Raw genomic sequence first — 13,405 nt, forward strand, 5'->3', positions numbered from 1 at the left:
ATGGCGCGAGCGCGCTGGAGAGCCGGTTTAACGTTCCTGAGCTTGGCGGTTGTCGCTGCGGTGGCACCCGCGATGCCCGCCGCCGCGGCTCAGGCGACCGATTTCGCGAAGTGGGTCAACCCGTTCGTCGGCACCCGGCCCGGCGGCGAGGACCACGGCACCGGGGGCGGTGCCGGCAACACGTTCCCGGGTGCGGTGGCGCCGTTCGGCATGGTGCAGTGGAGCCCCGACACGGTGAAGTCCCAGCCCGGCGGGTACTTCTACGACGACAACGCGCTGAACGGCTTCAGCCTGACGCACCTTTCGGGAGCGGGCTGTTCGACCTATCAGGACATTCCGTTCATTCCGTACGTCGGTGAGGTGTCGACGTCCCCGGCGACCGACCCTGGGCACTACACGTCGAAGTTCTCGCACGCCAACGAACACGCGACCGCGGGCGCCTACGACGTCACCCTCGACAGCGGCGCGAAGGTCGAGCTGAGCGCGACCCAGCGCACCGGCTCCGCGCGCCTGACCTACCCGGCCGGCGCGTCCTCGACGCTGCTGGTCAACACCTCCGGCTCGGTCAACGGCACCGACGACGCGTCGATCACCATCGGCAAGGACACCATCAGCGGCTGGGCCACCAGCGGCCGCTTCTGCGGCGCGCAGAACAGCTACCGCGTCTACTTCTCGGCCAAGTTCGACACGCCGTTCGAGTCGATCGGCACCTGGAAGAACGGCGCCGTGACACCCGGCAAGTCCGCCGAAACCGGTGGTGCCAAGGCGAAGGTCGCGCAGCCCAACGGCGTCAACGCCTCGATCGCGCGCCCGGCCAAGGCCAAGCAGCAGGACACCACGGTGTCCGGCCCGGGCAGCGGCGGGTACGTCACCTTCGCCAACCTCAACGGCGCGCAGGTGAACGTCCAGGTCGGACTGTCCTTTGTGTCCGTCGACGGCGCGAAGGCCAACCTCAAGGCCGAGAACACCAAGAAGTCGTTCGACACCGTGGCCGCGGCCGCGCGGAAGGCGTGGAACGACCAGCTCGGCAAGATCGCCGTCACCGGCGGCTCCGACGCCGACATGACGACGTTCTACACCTCGCTGTACCACTCGCTGATCCAGCCGAACGTCTTCTCCGACGTGGACGGCCAGTACCCGGGCTTCGACGGGCGGATCCACAAGGCCGACAAGGGCCACGCGATGTACACGAACTTCTCCGGCTGGGACATCTACCGCTCGGAGGTCCCGCTCCTGGCGACGATCGACCCGAAGGAGACCTCGGACATCGTCCGGTCGATGATGGCCTACGCCGAGCAGGGCGGGTCGTGGGACCGCTGGACGGTGGCCAACGACTACACCGGCGTGATGAACGGCGACCCGTACCACATCATCGTGTCCAGCGCGTACGCGTTCGGCGCGCGTGACTTCGACGCCCAGAAGGCGTTGCTGCTCATGATCAAGGGCGCCACCCAGCCGACGCAGGGCTACACCGAGCGGCCGGGCCTGGAGGACTACCAGAAGCTCGGTTACGTGCCGGGTGCCGGCGCGGACACGCTCGAGTACACCAGCGCCGACTTCTCCATCGCCGAGTTCGCGAAGCGGCTCGGGGACAGCGCGACGTACACGACGTTCATGAAGCGCGCGCAGAACTGGCAGAACCTCTACAACCCGGGTACCGGTCACCTGCAGCCGCGCAACGCGGACGGCTCGTTCGCCGGCACCTACGACCCCGCCAGCTCACAGGGCTGGGTCGAGGGCAACGGCGCGCAGTACGAGTGGATGGTGCCCTACGACCTCGGCGGCGTCGTGACGGCGTTCGGCGGGAACACCGCGACCCAGTCCCGGCTGGACACCTTCTTCACCCAGCTGAACGCGGGCACGCAGGAGCCGTACGCCTTCATGGGCAACGAGCCGAACTCCAACGCGCCGTACGTCTACTCGTACGCGGGTGCCCCGGCCAAGACCCAGTCGATCGTGCACCGCTCGATGGACGAGCTGTACAACCCGAACCCCGAAGGCCTGATCGGCAACGACGACCTCGGCCAGATGTCGGCCTGGTACGTCTGGTCCGCGCTCGGTATCTACCCGGAGATCCCGGGCCGCGCCGAGACGCTGCTCGTCACCCCGCGCTTCGAGCACACCGTGCTCACCACCGGCGGTGGCAAGAAGATCACGATCAACGCGCCGGGCACCGGTGACTACGTGGGCAGCCTGAAGGTCAACGGTGGCGCGGCTTCGAAGGCGTGGCTGCCGGAGTCGCTCATCTCCAGCGGCGGCACGCTCGACTACACCCGCTCCGCCACGGCCACCTCGTGGGGCAGCGCCGCGGCCGACGCACCGCCGTCGTTCCGCGAGCAGGAGAAGCCGAGCCTGTCCTTTGTGGACCCGGCCCGCGCGGTGACCCCCGCGGGGTCGACGTCGCAGGCCTCGGTCGGTGTCCAGGACCTCTCCGGGACCGCCCGGACCTGGACCTACAGCGCGGGCAGCGTCGACGGGATCACCTTGACCCCGGCGTCGGGCAGCATCGCCGTGCCGGCGGGCGGCAAGGCGCACGCCGACCTGACGGTGACCGTCCCGGCCGGCCTGGCCGACGGCGCCCGCCGCATCCCGGTGACGTTCTCGTCGCCGGGGGTGGCTTCGACGCAGGCGGTGCTCACGGTGCTGGTCGCGCAGCCGAACAGCTGGCTGGCCACCGTGAACAACGCGGGCATCTCGCCGGACTCCGACTCGTCGGCGGCCAACTTCGACGGCGGCGGCTGGAGCTACTCGGCCGACGCGCTGGCCGCGGCCGGCGCCACCCCGGGTGGCACGGTGACCAGTGACGGCATCAAGTTCACCTGGCCGTCGTTCCCGGCCGGCGACCCCGACAACGCGGTCGCCAACGGCCAGACGGTCAACGTCACCGGCACGGGCACCCGGCTCGCGCTGCTCGGCGCCGGCTCGAACGGCAACGCGCAGGGCACGCTGACCATCAATTACACCGATGGCAGCAAGTCGACGGCGACGATCGGGACGTCCGACTGGACGCTCGGTGGCGGCGGCGCCCAGCCGTCGTTCGGCAACCGGATCGTGCTGTCCACGCCGTACCGCAACGCCGCGGGCAGTGACCCGCAGCCGATCCGCACGATGATCTTCGGCACGGCGCCGATCACGCTCGACGCGGGCAAGACGGTGGCCAGCGTGACACTGCCGTCGAACGTCAGTGGCGGCGTGCTGCACGTCTTCGCCATCGGCATCGGCTGATAGTTCAAAGCCGTGAATGGCCCATTGAGGGACTCTAAGTCTCTCAATGGGCCATTCACGGCTTTTCGTCGTTTCAGGGAGGAAGCTCGATGAGGAGCAAGGTCCTGGCGGGCGCGTTGACGCTCGCCGTCGTGGCGACGGGGGTGAGTCCTGTCGTCGCTTCGGCCTCCGGTGGGGATGCCCTCGACGCCGTGAACACTTTCATCGGCACGCAGGACGAGGGCAACACGTTCCCCGGCGCGTCGGCGCCGTTCGGGATGACGCAGGTCAGCCCCATCACCTCGCACTACGCCGGTTACCGCTACACCGACACCGCGATCCGCGGCTTCGGCCACTTCTTCCTGTCCGGCGCGGGCTGCTGGGAGCAGGGCGGGCTCGTCTCGACGCTGCCGACGACCGGCGAGATCGGGCCCGGCAAGGCGTTCGACACGACCAACCCGGCGACCTTCGACCAGACGAAGTACGCGGCGCCGTTCACCCACGACGGCGAGGTCGGCAAGCCCGGCTACTACAAGGTCCACCTGACCGGCTACGGCGGCGTCGACGTCGAGACGACGGCGGCGACCCGGGCCGGTGCCGAGCGGTACACGTTCGCGAAACCCGGTGACAACAACGTCTTCGTCAACGTCGGGCAGGCCAACGACAAGGAACCGGTGACGGGCAGCAGCATCCGCGTCGTCGACGACCGGACCGTCGAAGGAACCGTGGAGTCGCAGGCGTTCTGCGGCGGCAAGGCCTACACGACGTACTTCACGACGAAGTTCGACAAGCCGTTCAAGGCGTCCGGCACGTGGTCGCCGACCGGCGGCACGCCGGGTTCGCGCGAATCGAGCGGCGGCGCGGGTCTGCGCGGCGCGTGGCTGACGTTCGGCGGCGCGGGCCAGGTCACCGCGACCACGGCGATCTCCCAGGTGGACGCGCAGGGCGCGCGGGTCAACCTGGCCGCCGAGCACATCCGGTCGTTCGACGCGGCGAAGGCCGACGCCCAGCGCACCTGGCGGCGTGAACTGTCCAGTGTGGACATCAAGGGCGGCACGACCGACGACCGGACCGTGTTCTACACCTCGCTGTACCACGCGCTGCTGCAGCCGCTGACGGCGAACGACGCCGACGGCCGCTACTACGGTTTCGACAAGAAGGTCCACCGTGCGGTCGGGTGGACGTACTACGACTTCTTCTCGCTGTGGGACACCTACCGCACGCAGAACCAGCTCCTGGCGCTGCTGAAGCCGGACCGCGCGAAGGACATCGCGAAGAGCATCCTGGCCATCCACGACCAGGGCGGCTGGCTGCCGCGGTGGGCGTACGCGAGCCAGGAGACGAACACGATGACCGGTGACCCGGTCACGCCGTTCCTGGTGGACCTCTGGCGGTTCGGTGCGTTGTCGGGCAACGAAATGCGCGCCTACCAGGCGTTGCTGCAGAACTCGACGCAGATCCCGCCCGCGTCGTCGCCGTTCCAGGGCCGCTCGGGCAACGCGAGCTACCAGCAGGACGGGTTCGTCCAGTACGACCCGGACTTCCCGAAGAAGGGCCAGGACACCGACCCGAACCACGGCGCGTCGGCCACCCTGGAGTACGCGCTCGGTGACTGCTCGCTGTCGATCATGGCGGCGTCGCTCGGCAAGAAGGCCGACGCGGCGGCGCTGGCCGAGAAGGGCCGGACCTACCAGACGCTCTGGGACGAGTCGCAGAGCGACCGCGGCTTCACCGGCTTCTTCCGGCCGAAGGTCGCGGGCGGCGCCTGGTTCACCCCCGCCACCGGGCCGTACACGCCGGAGGGCGAGGACGGCTTCCACGAGGGCACGGCGTGGCAGTACCAGTGGCTGGTCCAGCAGGACGTGCCCGGCCTGGTGCAGCGGATGGGCGGCCCGGCGGCCACCGGACAGCGCCTGGACGACTTCTTCGCCTACGACCACCTGGTGCAGGACCCGGCCAAGGCGGTCCGCGAGGACTGGGTGGTCGGGCCCTACAGCTACTACAACGCCTTCCGCTACAACCCGAACAACGAGCCCGACCTGCATTCGCCGTGGATGTACGCGCTCACCGGGCAGCCGGCGAAGACGTCCGGGGTCGTGCGGGCGGCGCACACGCTGTTCACCAACGCGCCCAACGGCGTCACCGGGAACGACGACCTCGGCACGATGTCGGCCTGGTACGTCTTCAGCGCGCTCGGGCTCTACCCGGCCGTCCCAGGGACTGGGAATTTCGTGCTGAACGCGCCCCGGTTCTCCCGCTCCGTGCTGCACCTGGAGAACGGCCGCGACGTCACGATCAAGGCGCCCGGCGCGGACGGCTCGAAGCTCCAGTACGTCTCGGGGCTCGAGGTCGGCTCGAAGCCGAGTGACCAGGTGTACGTCGGCTTCGAACAGCTGAAGCGTGGCACCACGCTCGACTTCGGCATCACGGAGGACGCCGCGAAGACGACGTGGGCGACGTCACCGTCGTCGGCACCGCCTGCACCCTGCGGGAAGTAGACAGAACGGCCCTCACGACCGTGGTCCAGACCACAGTGGACCACGGTCGTGAGCAGGGTCACGGGCCCCGGTGTTCCGGTGAGGGCCGTCACGCCTCACACTGGTCTCAGCACGTCCGACAGCGCCGTTGACGTCCACAGGCAGTCCGCCTTGGACGGTGCGTCGGACGTTTGTCATGTCACGACCACAGTGTTGTGAAACGACCGCAGTGGTGAGACCCCACAGGAGGAAGAAGTGTCCAGCAAGGCCGCTCTAGTGTTCCGCGTGGCCGCAGTCGCCGAAGCCCTTTCCTGGGCGGCGCTGCTTGTCGGGATGTTCCTCAAGTACGTCGTGCACTCCTCCGGTGAGGGCGGCGTGCCCGTCATCGGCATGGTGCACGGCGTGATCTTCGCCCTCTACGTGGTCGTCTCCCTGTCCGTGGCGAAGCCGCTCGGCTGGCGCCCGAAGACGCTGATCCTCGCGCTGCTCGCGAGCATCCCGCCGCTGTTCACGTGGCTGTTCGAGAAGTGGGCGCTGCGCAACGGCAAGCTCGACGGCCCGCAGCGGCTGACCCACGGTGGTGTCGGCCTGTTCCAGGTCCAGGAACCCGTAGCTGCCTGATCCCGGCATGTGAGAAAGGCCCGCACTTCGGTGCGGGCCTTTCTGTTGTCGGGCGCAGTTGTTATTCGGTGAAGTCGCCAGTCGCTCGGCGCACCTTCGTCAGCAGGTCGGTCAGCTGCTCGGTCTGCCGGTCGGTCAGCCCGCTCAGCCCGAAGTCGATCTCGGTGACCGCCACGGTCGCGGTCTCACGGCGCTTGCGGCCCTCGTCGGTGATCTCGACGAGCGTGGTGCGTCGGTCGGTCGGGTGCGGGACCCGCTTCACGAGCCCGTCGCGCTCCAGCCGGTCGACTATGTTGGTGACACTGGTGGGGTGCAGCTGGAGCCGCTCGCCCATCACCCGCATCGGCAGGCTGGCGCTGCGGGCGAAGGTGAGCAGCACCAGTGCTTCGTACCGGGCGAAGGTCAGGCCGTGCGGCTTGAGCGCGCCGTCCACCGCGGACTGGATGATCTGCTGGACCCGCATCACGCCGGTGACCGCGGCCATGGTGCCGGAAGGCCCGATCCGGGCCTCCCAGAGCTGTGCCGCGCGGGCGATCGGGTCGAACGGCAGCGGACGGTTCATGACACGCGAAGTTACCAGCGGGTACCGGCGAGTGTCGCACGACCGGCGGAAAGAGCAACGAAGAAGGGACTTCCGAGCATGATCGTCGCGTTCAGTGTCAGCCCGTCCGGCGGGGAGCCCGACGGCGGAGTCAGCGAGGCCGTCGCCCGCGCGGTGAAGGTGGTCCGCGAGTCCGGGCTGCCCAACTCGACCAACGCCATGTTCACCAACGTCGAGGGCGAGTGGGACGAGGTGATGGACGTCGTCAAGCGCGCGGTCGAAGCGGCGGGGGAGGGCTCGGCGCGTGTCGGGCTCGTCCTCAAGGCCGACATCCGGCCAGGCTTCGCCGACCAGCTCGAGGCCAAGGTGGACCGGATCGAAGCCCACCTGCGCGAGTCCTGAGGCGACCGGCTAGGGGAGCGGCGGGGTGAAGGCCACGGTCCAGCGGCCTTCCTCGGTCGTCACCGTCAGCGGGTAGCTGAACGGCCGGCCGTCGGCGAGGACACCGTCGACCGTCGCGCGGGTCGGGTCCCGGTCGTCCGGGGCCAGGCGGACCGTGACGGCGTGGACACCGTTGCCGGCCAGCACCGCGACGTAGTCCTTGGCGAAGTCGTCCGCGCCGGAACCGGGGTAGTCGAGCAGGCCGGCCAGGGCGTCGGCGTCGTGCCCGGCGAGCGCGGTGGCGAGCCGGTCGCGCAGCTCGGCGGGGGAGGACGCGCCCGGATCCGGCTCGTGCACGATCAGCAGCGTCACCGCGCCGATCCAGGCGACGGCGGCGGCGACGGACAGTCCCACTTTGATGTCACGCCGGATGTGCACCCGCCGAGCGTGCCGCAGGTGGGCGTTCCTGCCAAGCGGACGGGCCGGGCCACCCGGTGAAACGCTCCGGCGCGCGTGCCAGGATGGAAGCGTGACACAACCACGCGGATCTGCAGCGAAGTCAGCGGCCCTGTCCGCCGCCCTGTCCGGCGCGGTCGACCTGTCCGCGCTCAAGGCCCGCGCCGAAACGGCGCGCCCGCAGCCGGCCACGCCCGCCGGCCCGGCCGGCCCCGGCGGCGAGGGCCCGCCGCCGCGCGCCCCGTCCTCGTCCGAGGCCGTGATCGATGTCACCGAGGCCACGTTCCAGACCGAGGTCGTGGAGCGGTCGCTGCACCAGCTGGTGATCGTCGACCTGTGGGCCGAGTGGTGCGGCCCGTGCAAGCAGCTGTCCCCGGTGCTGGAGCGGATGGCGGGCGAGTCCGGCGGCGCCTGGGTCGTCGCGAAGGTCGACGTCGACGCCAACCCGAGGATCGCCCAGCTGTTCGGCGCGCAGTCGATCCCGACGATCGTCGCCATCGGCGGCGGCCAGCCGGTGGACGCCTTCTCCGGCGCGCTGCCCGAGCCCGAGATCCGCAAGTGGATCAACGCCCTGCTCGAGGCCCTGCGCGACAAGCTCCCGGCGATCCGCGAGGCGGAGGCGGGGGGCGCCGGCCCGGTGGAGGAGCCCGAGGACCCGCGTTTCACGGAGGCGGAAGAGGCCTTCGAGCGGGGCGACTTCGCCGCCGCGCAGGCTGCTTACGAGCGCATCCTGGACGTCGAGCCGGCCAACGAGCTGGCGAAGAACGCGCTGGCCCAGGTCAAGTTCACGGCGCGCGCGGAGGCTGCGGACCCTTCGGCGCGTACGAAGGCCGACGCCGATCCTTCGGATCTGGACGCGCAGCTTGCGGCGGCCGACCTGGACATCGCGGAGAACGAGGTGGAGGCGGGCTTCAAGCGCCTGATCGATGTGGTCCGCCGGACTGCTGGTGATGACCGCAACAAGGCGCGGGAGCACCTGGTGGCGCTGTTCGATCTTTTTGACCCGGCTGATGATCGGGTCATGAAGGCGCGGCGGGATCTGGCTTCCGCCCTGTTCTGAGCCGCCGCTCTGAGCTGCCGTTCTGAGCCGGTGCCGTGAGGGGCACCTTCAGGGACTTAAGAGCCATGAGGGTGCCCCTCACGGCATTCGAGCACTACGCGAAAGGCCCCCACCGCCGGTGGGGGCCTTTTGTGCGATGGCGGGGGCGCGAGTGGACCGTTCGTGCCGCTGGCGTGACGAACGGTCCGTTGGCACCGCGCCAAGGAGGCTGGTCGGGCCGGGGTGCGGGAGGGCGCGAGTGGACCGTTCGCGCCGCGGGGAGCACGAGTGGCCCGTTGGTGCGGGCGCGCGAGGGCACGAGTGGACCGTTGGTGCCGAGGAGAGCGCGAACGGCCCGTTGGTGCCGCGGGGAGCGCGAGTGGACCGTTCGTGCAGGGGCGGGCGAGGGCACGAACGGACCGTTCGTGCGGGGCGCGAGTGGGCCGTTCGCGCCGCGAAGAGCACGAGCGGACCGTTCGCGCCGAAGCGACCAACCGAGCCCCCCCAGACACGAAAAGGCCCCCACCGCACAAGTGGGGGCCTTTCCCAAAGGCGAACCTCAGCCGTACTGCTTCGAGCAGACCGACGACCCCTCGAGATACCCGCGACGCAGCGACTCGACCCGGTCGAAACCGCTGTCCGGGCGCTTGCCGTTGACGTCCGCGGACACCAGGCTCTCCGGCTGCAGCAGGTCCGCGATCGCCTCATCCAGGTCACCCGCCGACAGCCGCAGGTCACCAGGCCGGTTCGTGAACGCCGCCCACGCTCCCACCAGGCATGACGTCCGCAACCCGGCGTTCGGGTTGTCGATCGACGCCCCCACGCCCTTCTGGATGCCCAGCGCGTACCGCGAAGCCACCTCCGAGAACGCCGCGAAGTCGCCCATGCCGCCGGGGTCCTCGCCCTTCATCTCGGCGTCGCGGTCGATCGGCTGGGCCAGCTCGGCCAGCTTGGCGAGGTCGATGCTCACCGTGTTGTCGCCCGGGCAGTACGAAGCCGGGGCCGTCGTGTTGCAGCTGCCGCCGTCGTTGATCTCCGGGGCCGCCACGCCCGCGCCCTTGAAGGCCTCGTCCAGGCTCTTCTTCAGCAGCTCGATGGCCTGGTCGTTGAACTTCGCGTCGCCCTTGCCGGTGTCGCCCTTGTCGAACGGGCGCTCGGTGAGCCGGGACTTGATGTTGTCGGCGTTCATCGCCGCGCACTCCTTCGGGCCCTTCTCGAACCCGGCCTGGAACGCGAACGTGCGGTCGAACGCCGTGCCGTGCGCGCCGCGGTCGGCGGCGCTGGTGCCCGCCTGGTCGCGGATCAGGAACATCGACGCCATCACCTGGTTCAAGCCCTCGGACGTCGACACCTGGTAGTACTTGCTCTTGTCCTCGGCGACCCAGCGGAAGTAGCCGCCGGCGAAGCAGTCGGCCTGCTGCTCCTTCACGACGGTCGGGGTGCTCTTGGTGATCCCGGCCTTGTCGCCGAGCCGGTACTGGACGGCGTGACCGAACTCGTGCGCGAGCACGACGACGACCGACATCGGGCCGAACCGCTTGCGCAGCATCGGCAGCAGCACCCCGCGGTCCCACGCCACCGAGTCGTCGGTCGGGCAGTAGAACGCGTTCACGAGCTTCTTCACGCTGCCGCAGCCGGTCTCCTCGGTGTCGGTCTGCGCGTCGTAGGACAGCAGCGACTTCACCGGCTCGAACTGCACGCCGAAGTCCGACTGCAGCATCTGGCCCCAGTACGTCTGGACGTCGTCGATCGCGGCGGTGGCGAGCTTGTCGTCCTCCCCGCCGTCGGCGTTGCGGACGTCGAGGCTCGGGGTCGGCGCGTCCGGCTTGAGGCCGCTCTCGAAGTGCGTCACCGGCAGCCCGGCGACCGAGCCGGCACCGGTGTCCGCGACCGGCCCGGAGCCACCGCTCTTGCTGCTGCACCCGCTCACGGCGACCGCCGCGACGGCGAGCAGGGCGACCAGCCCGCGTCCCCCTCGGATCATCTTCACGTGCTCCACTCCCGACCTGCGCGTACCCGACGGCCAGGACCATACCCAGGGCTTACGGGGCGTGTGCGCGTAATCCCCGAAGTACTCCCCGAGCAGCGCCGGCGGCGGCCCGATATCGTCGCTGTCCATGCGTGCAGTCCGCCGGTTCACCGTCCGCGCCAGCCTGCCGGAGTCGCTGTCGGGACTCGGTGCGCTCGCCACCAACCTGCGCTGGACGTGGCACCCGCCGACGCGCGACCTCTTCGCGTCGATGGACGCCGAGCTGTTCAACGCCGTCCGCGACCCGCTGCGGATGCTCACCGCACTGCCGCCGGCCCGCCTCGACGAGCTCGCGGTCGACGGCGACTTCCTCGAACGCGCCCGCGTCGCGGCCGTCGACCTGGAGAACTACCTGTCCGAGCCGCGCTGGTACCAGCAGCGTGACGACGCGGACCTGCCGCCCGCGGTCGCCTACTTCTCGATGGAGTTCGGCGTCACCGAAGCCCTGCCGAACTATTCCGGCGGCCTCGGCGTGCTGGCCGGCGACCACCTCAAGGCCGCGTCCGACCTGGGCGTGCCGATGGTCGGCGTCGGGCTGCTCTACCGCAACGGCTACTTCCGGCAGTCGCTGTCGCTCGACGGCTGGCAGGTCGAGCACTACCCGGTGATCGACCCGAACGCCTTCCCGCTGGAGCTGCTGACCGTGGGCGGGCGGCCGGTGCTGATCGGCGTCGCGATGCCGGGCGGGCGCGAGCTGTGCGCGCAGATCTGGCAGGCCCGCGTCGGCCGGGTGCCGCTGCTGCTGCTCGACACCGACACCGAGGCCAACGACGAAGACCTGCGCGGTGTCACCGACCGGCTCTACGGCGGCGACGCCGACCACCGGCTGCGGCAGGAGATCCTCGCCGGGATCGGCGGTTTCCGCGCCGTCCGCAAGTACTGCGAGATCACCGGCCACCCGCAGCCGATGGTGTTCCACACCAACGAGGGCCACGCCGGGTTCCTCGGGCTGGAGCGGGCCCGCGAGATCGTGCAGGCCGACGGCCTCGCGTTCGACGAGGCCATGCCCGCGGTCCGCGCCGGGACGCTGTTCACCACGCACACCCCGGTCAGCGCGGGCATCGACCGGTTCCCGGTGGACCTGGTGCAGCGCTACTTCAGCGACGGGCGCCTGGTGCCCGACATCGACCCGCGGCGGGTGCTCGCGCTCGGCGCCGAGGACAACCCGGGCCTGTTCAACATGGCGCACATGGGCCTGCGGCTGGCGCAGCGCGCGAACGGCGTCTCCCAGCTGCACGGCCGCGTCACGCGCAAGATGTTCTCCCGGTTGTGGCCCGGCTTCGACCACGACGAGGTGCCGATCTCGTCGGTGACCAACGGCGTCCACGGCCCGACGTGGGTGGCGCGCGAGTTGAGCACGCTGCTCGGCCGCGAGTGGGGGCTCGACACCGGCGAAGGGCCGCTGCGCGACGGCGTCTCGGACGCCCAGCTGTGGGCGCTGCGGCGGGAGCTGCGCGAAAAGCTGGTGTTCGAGGTGCGGCGCCGGGTGCGCGCGGCGTGGCTGCAGCGCGGCGCGTCCCCGCTGGAGCTGGGCTGGGTGGACTCCGTGTTCGACCCGGACGTGCTGACCGTCGGGTTCGCCCGCCGCGTCCCGACGTACAAGCGGCTCACGCTGATGCTGCGCGACTCGGACCGGCTGCGCACGCTGCTGCTCGACGAACGACGGCCGATCCAGGTCGTCGTCGCCGGGAAGTCGCACCCGGCCGACGAAAACGGCAAGCAGCTGATCCAGCAGATCGTCCGGTTCGTCGACGGCGCGGACGTGCGGCACCGGATCGTCTTCCTGCCGGACTACGACATGTCGATGGCCCGGTACCTCTACCGCGGCTGCGACGTCTGGCTGAACAACCCGGTGCGGCCGCTGGAGGCGTGCGGGACGTCGGGGATGAAGTCGGCGCTCAACGGCGGGCTCAACCTGTCCATCCGCGACGGCTGGTGGGACGAGTGCTACGACGGCAGCAACGGCTGGGCCATCCCGACCGCGGACGGCGTCGCCGACCCGCTGCGCCGCGACGACCTCGAGGCCGCGGCCCTCTACGACCTGCTCGGCCAGCAGATCGCGCCGCTGTTCTACGACGGTGACGCGGGCGGCGTCCCGTCCGGCTGGCTGTCGATGGTGTGGCACACGCTGGAGACGCTCGGCCCGCGGGTCCAGGCGTCGCGGATGGTCCGCGAGTACGTCGACCACGGCTACCTGCCCGCGTCCCGGACGGTCGCGGCGGCCACCGGTGACGGCTACCGCGGCGCCCTGTCGCTGGCGGACTACCGCACGAAGCTCGAGGTGTCGTGGCCACGGCTGCGGATCTTCGACTCGGAGCTGCAGATCGAGGCGGCCGAGCCGCTGGTGGTGGGCACCGAGGTGACGATCCGCGCGCGCATCGACCTGGCCGGTCTCGATCCGTCCGAAGTGGACATCCAGGCGGTGGTCGGCCGGGTGGGCGACGACGACGAGCTGCGCGACCCGGTCACGGTCCCGATGACCGGCGACGGCATCGGCGCGTTCGCGGCCCGGCTGAAGCTGCCGCAACCGGGCGCGATCGGGTACACGGTGCGTGTCCTGCCGAAGCACGGCCTGCTGGCGACCCCGGCGGAGCTGGCCCGGGTCGTCCTGGCCTGAGCCGTCTGACCTGGAGTTACTCCAGGTCGGGCGAGCCGAA

Annotated in this window: 9 protein-coding genes; 6 read left to right on the forward strand and 3 right to left on the reverse strand. The window is 70.3% G+C overall.

The features are described 5' to 3' along the window. From ACIOD2_RS23365 to ACIOD2_RS23375, 3 genes are all read left to right on the forward strand, one after another. Positions 1–3,225 (forward strand): GH92 family glycosyl hydrolase, encoded by a 3,225-nt coding sequence (locus ACIOD2_RS23365; RefSeq protein WP_400543202.1) that lies wholly within the window; start codon positions 1–3, stop codon positions 3,223–3,225. An 89-nt stretch (positions 3,226–3,314) separates the two neighbouring features. Beyond that, entirely contained in the window at positions 3,315–5,702 is a 2,388-nt protein-coding gene (locus tag ACIOD2_RS23370; RefSeq protein ID WP_400541543.1) for a GH92 family glycosyl hydrolase, read from the forward strand. Between the two features lie 234 nt (positions 5,703–5,936). Beyond that, positions 5,937–6,302, forward strand: a complete 366-nt coding sequence (locus ACIOD2_RS23375; RefSeq protein ID WP_400541546.1) for a DUF3817 domain-containing protein — start codon at positions 5,937–5,939, stop codon at positions 6,300–6,302. 61 nt (positions 6,303–6,363) lie between these two features. Here the strand turns inward: ACIOD2_RS23375 and ACIOD2_RS23380 are convergent, their stop codons facing one another. Continuing rightward, entirely contained in the window at positions 6,364–6,864 is a 501-nt protein-coding gene (locus ACIOD2_RS23380; RefSeq protein WP_400541549.1) for a MarR family winged helix-turn-helix transcriptional regulator, read from the reverse strand. 78 nt (positions 6,865–6,942) lie between these two features. Here ACIOD2_RS23380 and ACIOD2_RS23385 point away from each other — a divergent pair, with 78 nt between their 5' ends. After that, a complete protein-coding gene (locus tag ACIOD2_RS23385) occupies positions 6,943–7,245 on the forward strand; it encodes a thiamine-binding protein (protein ID WP_323337435.1) in 303 nt (100 codons plus the stop codon). 9 nt (positions 7,246–7,254) lie between these two features. Here the strand turns inward: ACIOD2_RS23385 and ACIOD2_RS23390 are convergent, their stop codons facing one another. Beyond that, the gene (locus ACIOD2_RS23390; RefSeq protein ID WP_400541553.1) at positions 7,255–7,662 is read right to left on the reverse strand and encodes a hypothetical protein; all 408 of its coding nucleotides are present in this window, start codon (positions 7,660–7,662) and stop codon (positions 7,255–7,257) included. Positions 7,663–7,753: 91 nt separating this feature from the next. Here ACIOD2_RS23390 and ACIOD2_RS23395 point away from each other — a divergent pair, with 91 nt between their 5' ends. Beyond that, positions 7,754–8,740, forward strand: a complete 987-nt coding sequence (locus tag ACIOD2_RS23395; RefSeq protein WP_400541556.1) for a tetratricopeptide repeat protein — start codon at positions 7,754–7,756, stop codon at positions 8,738–8,740. 538 nt (positions 8,741–9,278) lie between these two features. Here ACIOD2_RS23395 and ACIOD2_RS23400 read toward each other — a convergent pair. After that, positions 9,279–10,703 carry a neutral zinc metallopeptidase gene (locus ACIOD2_RS23400; protein WP_400543205.1) on the reverse strand — a complete coding sequence of 475 codons (1,425 nt, stop codon included), beginning with the start codon at positions 10,701–10,703 and terminating at the stop codon, positions 9,279–9,281. Positions 10,704–10,836: 133 nt separating this feature from the next. Here ACIOD2_RS23400 and glgP point away from each other — a divergent pair, with 133 nt between their 5' ends. Then, complete coding sequence (gene glgP / locus ACIOD2_RS23405; protein ID WP_400541559.1) at positions 10,837–13,365, forward strand: alpha-glucan family phosphorylase; 2,529 nt, start codon at positions 10,837–10,839, stop codon at positions 13,363–13,365. The last annotated feature ends 40 nt before the right edge of the window (positions 13,366–13,405 follow it).

The organism is Amycolatopsis sp. NPDC088138 (assembly GCF_044741685.1).
Classification (GTDB): Bacteria; Actinomycetota; Actinomycetes; order Mycobacteriales; family Pseudonocardiaceae; genus Amycolatopsis.

Bases quoted from the DNA above. Each gene is read 5' to 3' on its own strand.
- ACIOD2_RS23365 (WP_400543202.1), top strand. From the start codon at position 1: ATGGCGCGAGCGCGCTGGAGAGCCGGTTTAACGTTCCTGAGCTTGGCG.
- ACIOD2_RS23370 (WP_400541543.1), top strand. From the start codon at position 3,315: ATGAGGAGCAAGGTCCTGGCGGGCGCGTTGACGCTCGCCGTCGTGGCG.
- ACIOD2_RS23380 (WP_400541549.1), bottom strand. From the start codon at position 6,864: ATGAACCGTCCGCTGCCGTTCGACCCGATCGCCCGCGCGGCACAGCTC.
- ACIOD2_RS23385 (WP_323337435.1), top strand. From the start codon at position 6,943: ATGATCGTCGCGTTCAGTGTCAGCCCGTCCGGCGGGGAGCCCGACGGC.
- ACIOD2_RS23400 (WP_400543205.1), bottom strand. From the start codon at position 10,703: ATGATCCGAGGGGGACGCGGGCTGGTCGCCCTGCTCGCCGTCGCGGCG.
- glgP (WP_400541559.1), top strand. From the start codon at position 10,837: ATGCGTGCAGTCCGCCGGTTCACCGTCCGCGCCAGCCTGCCGGAGTCG.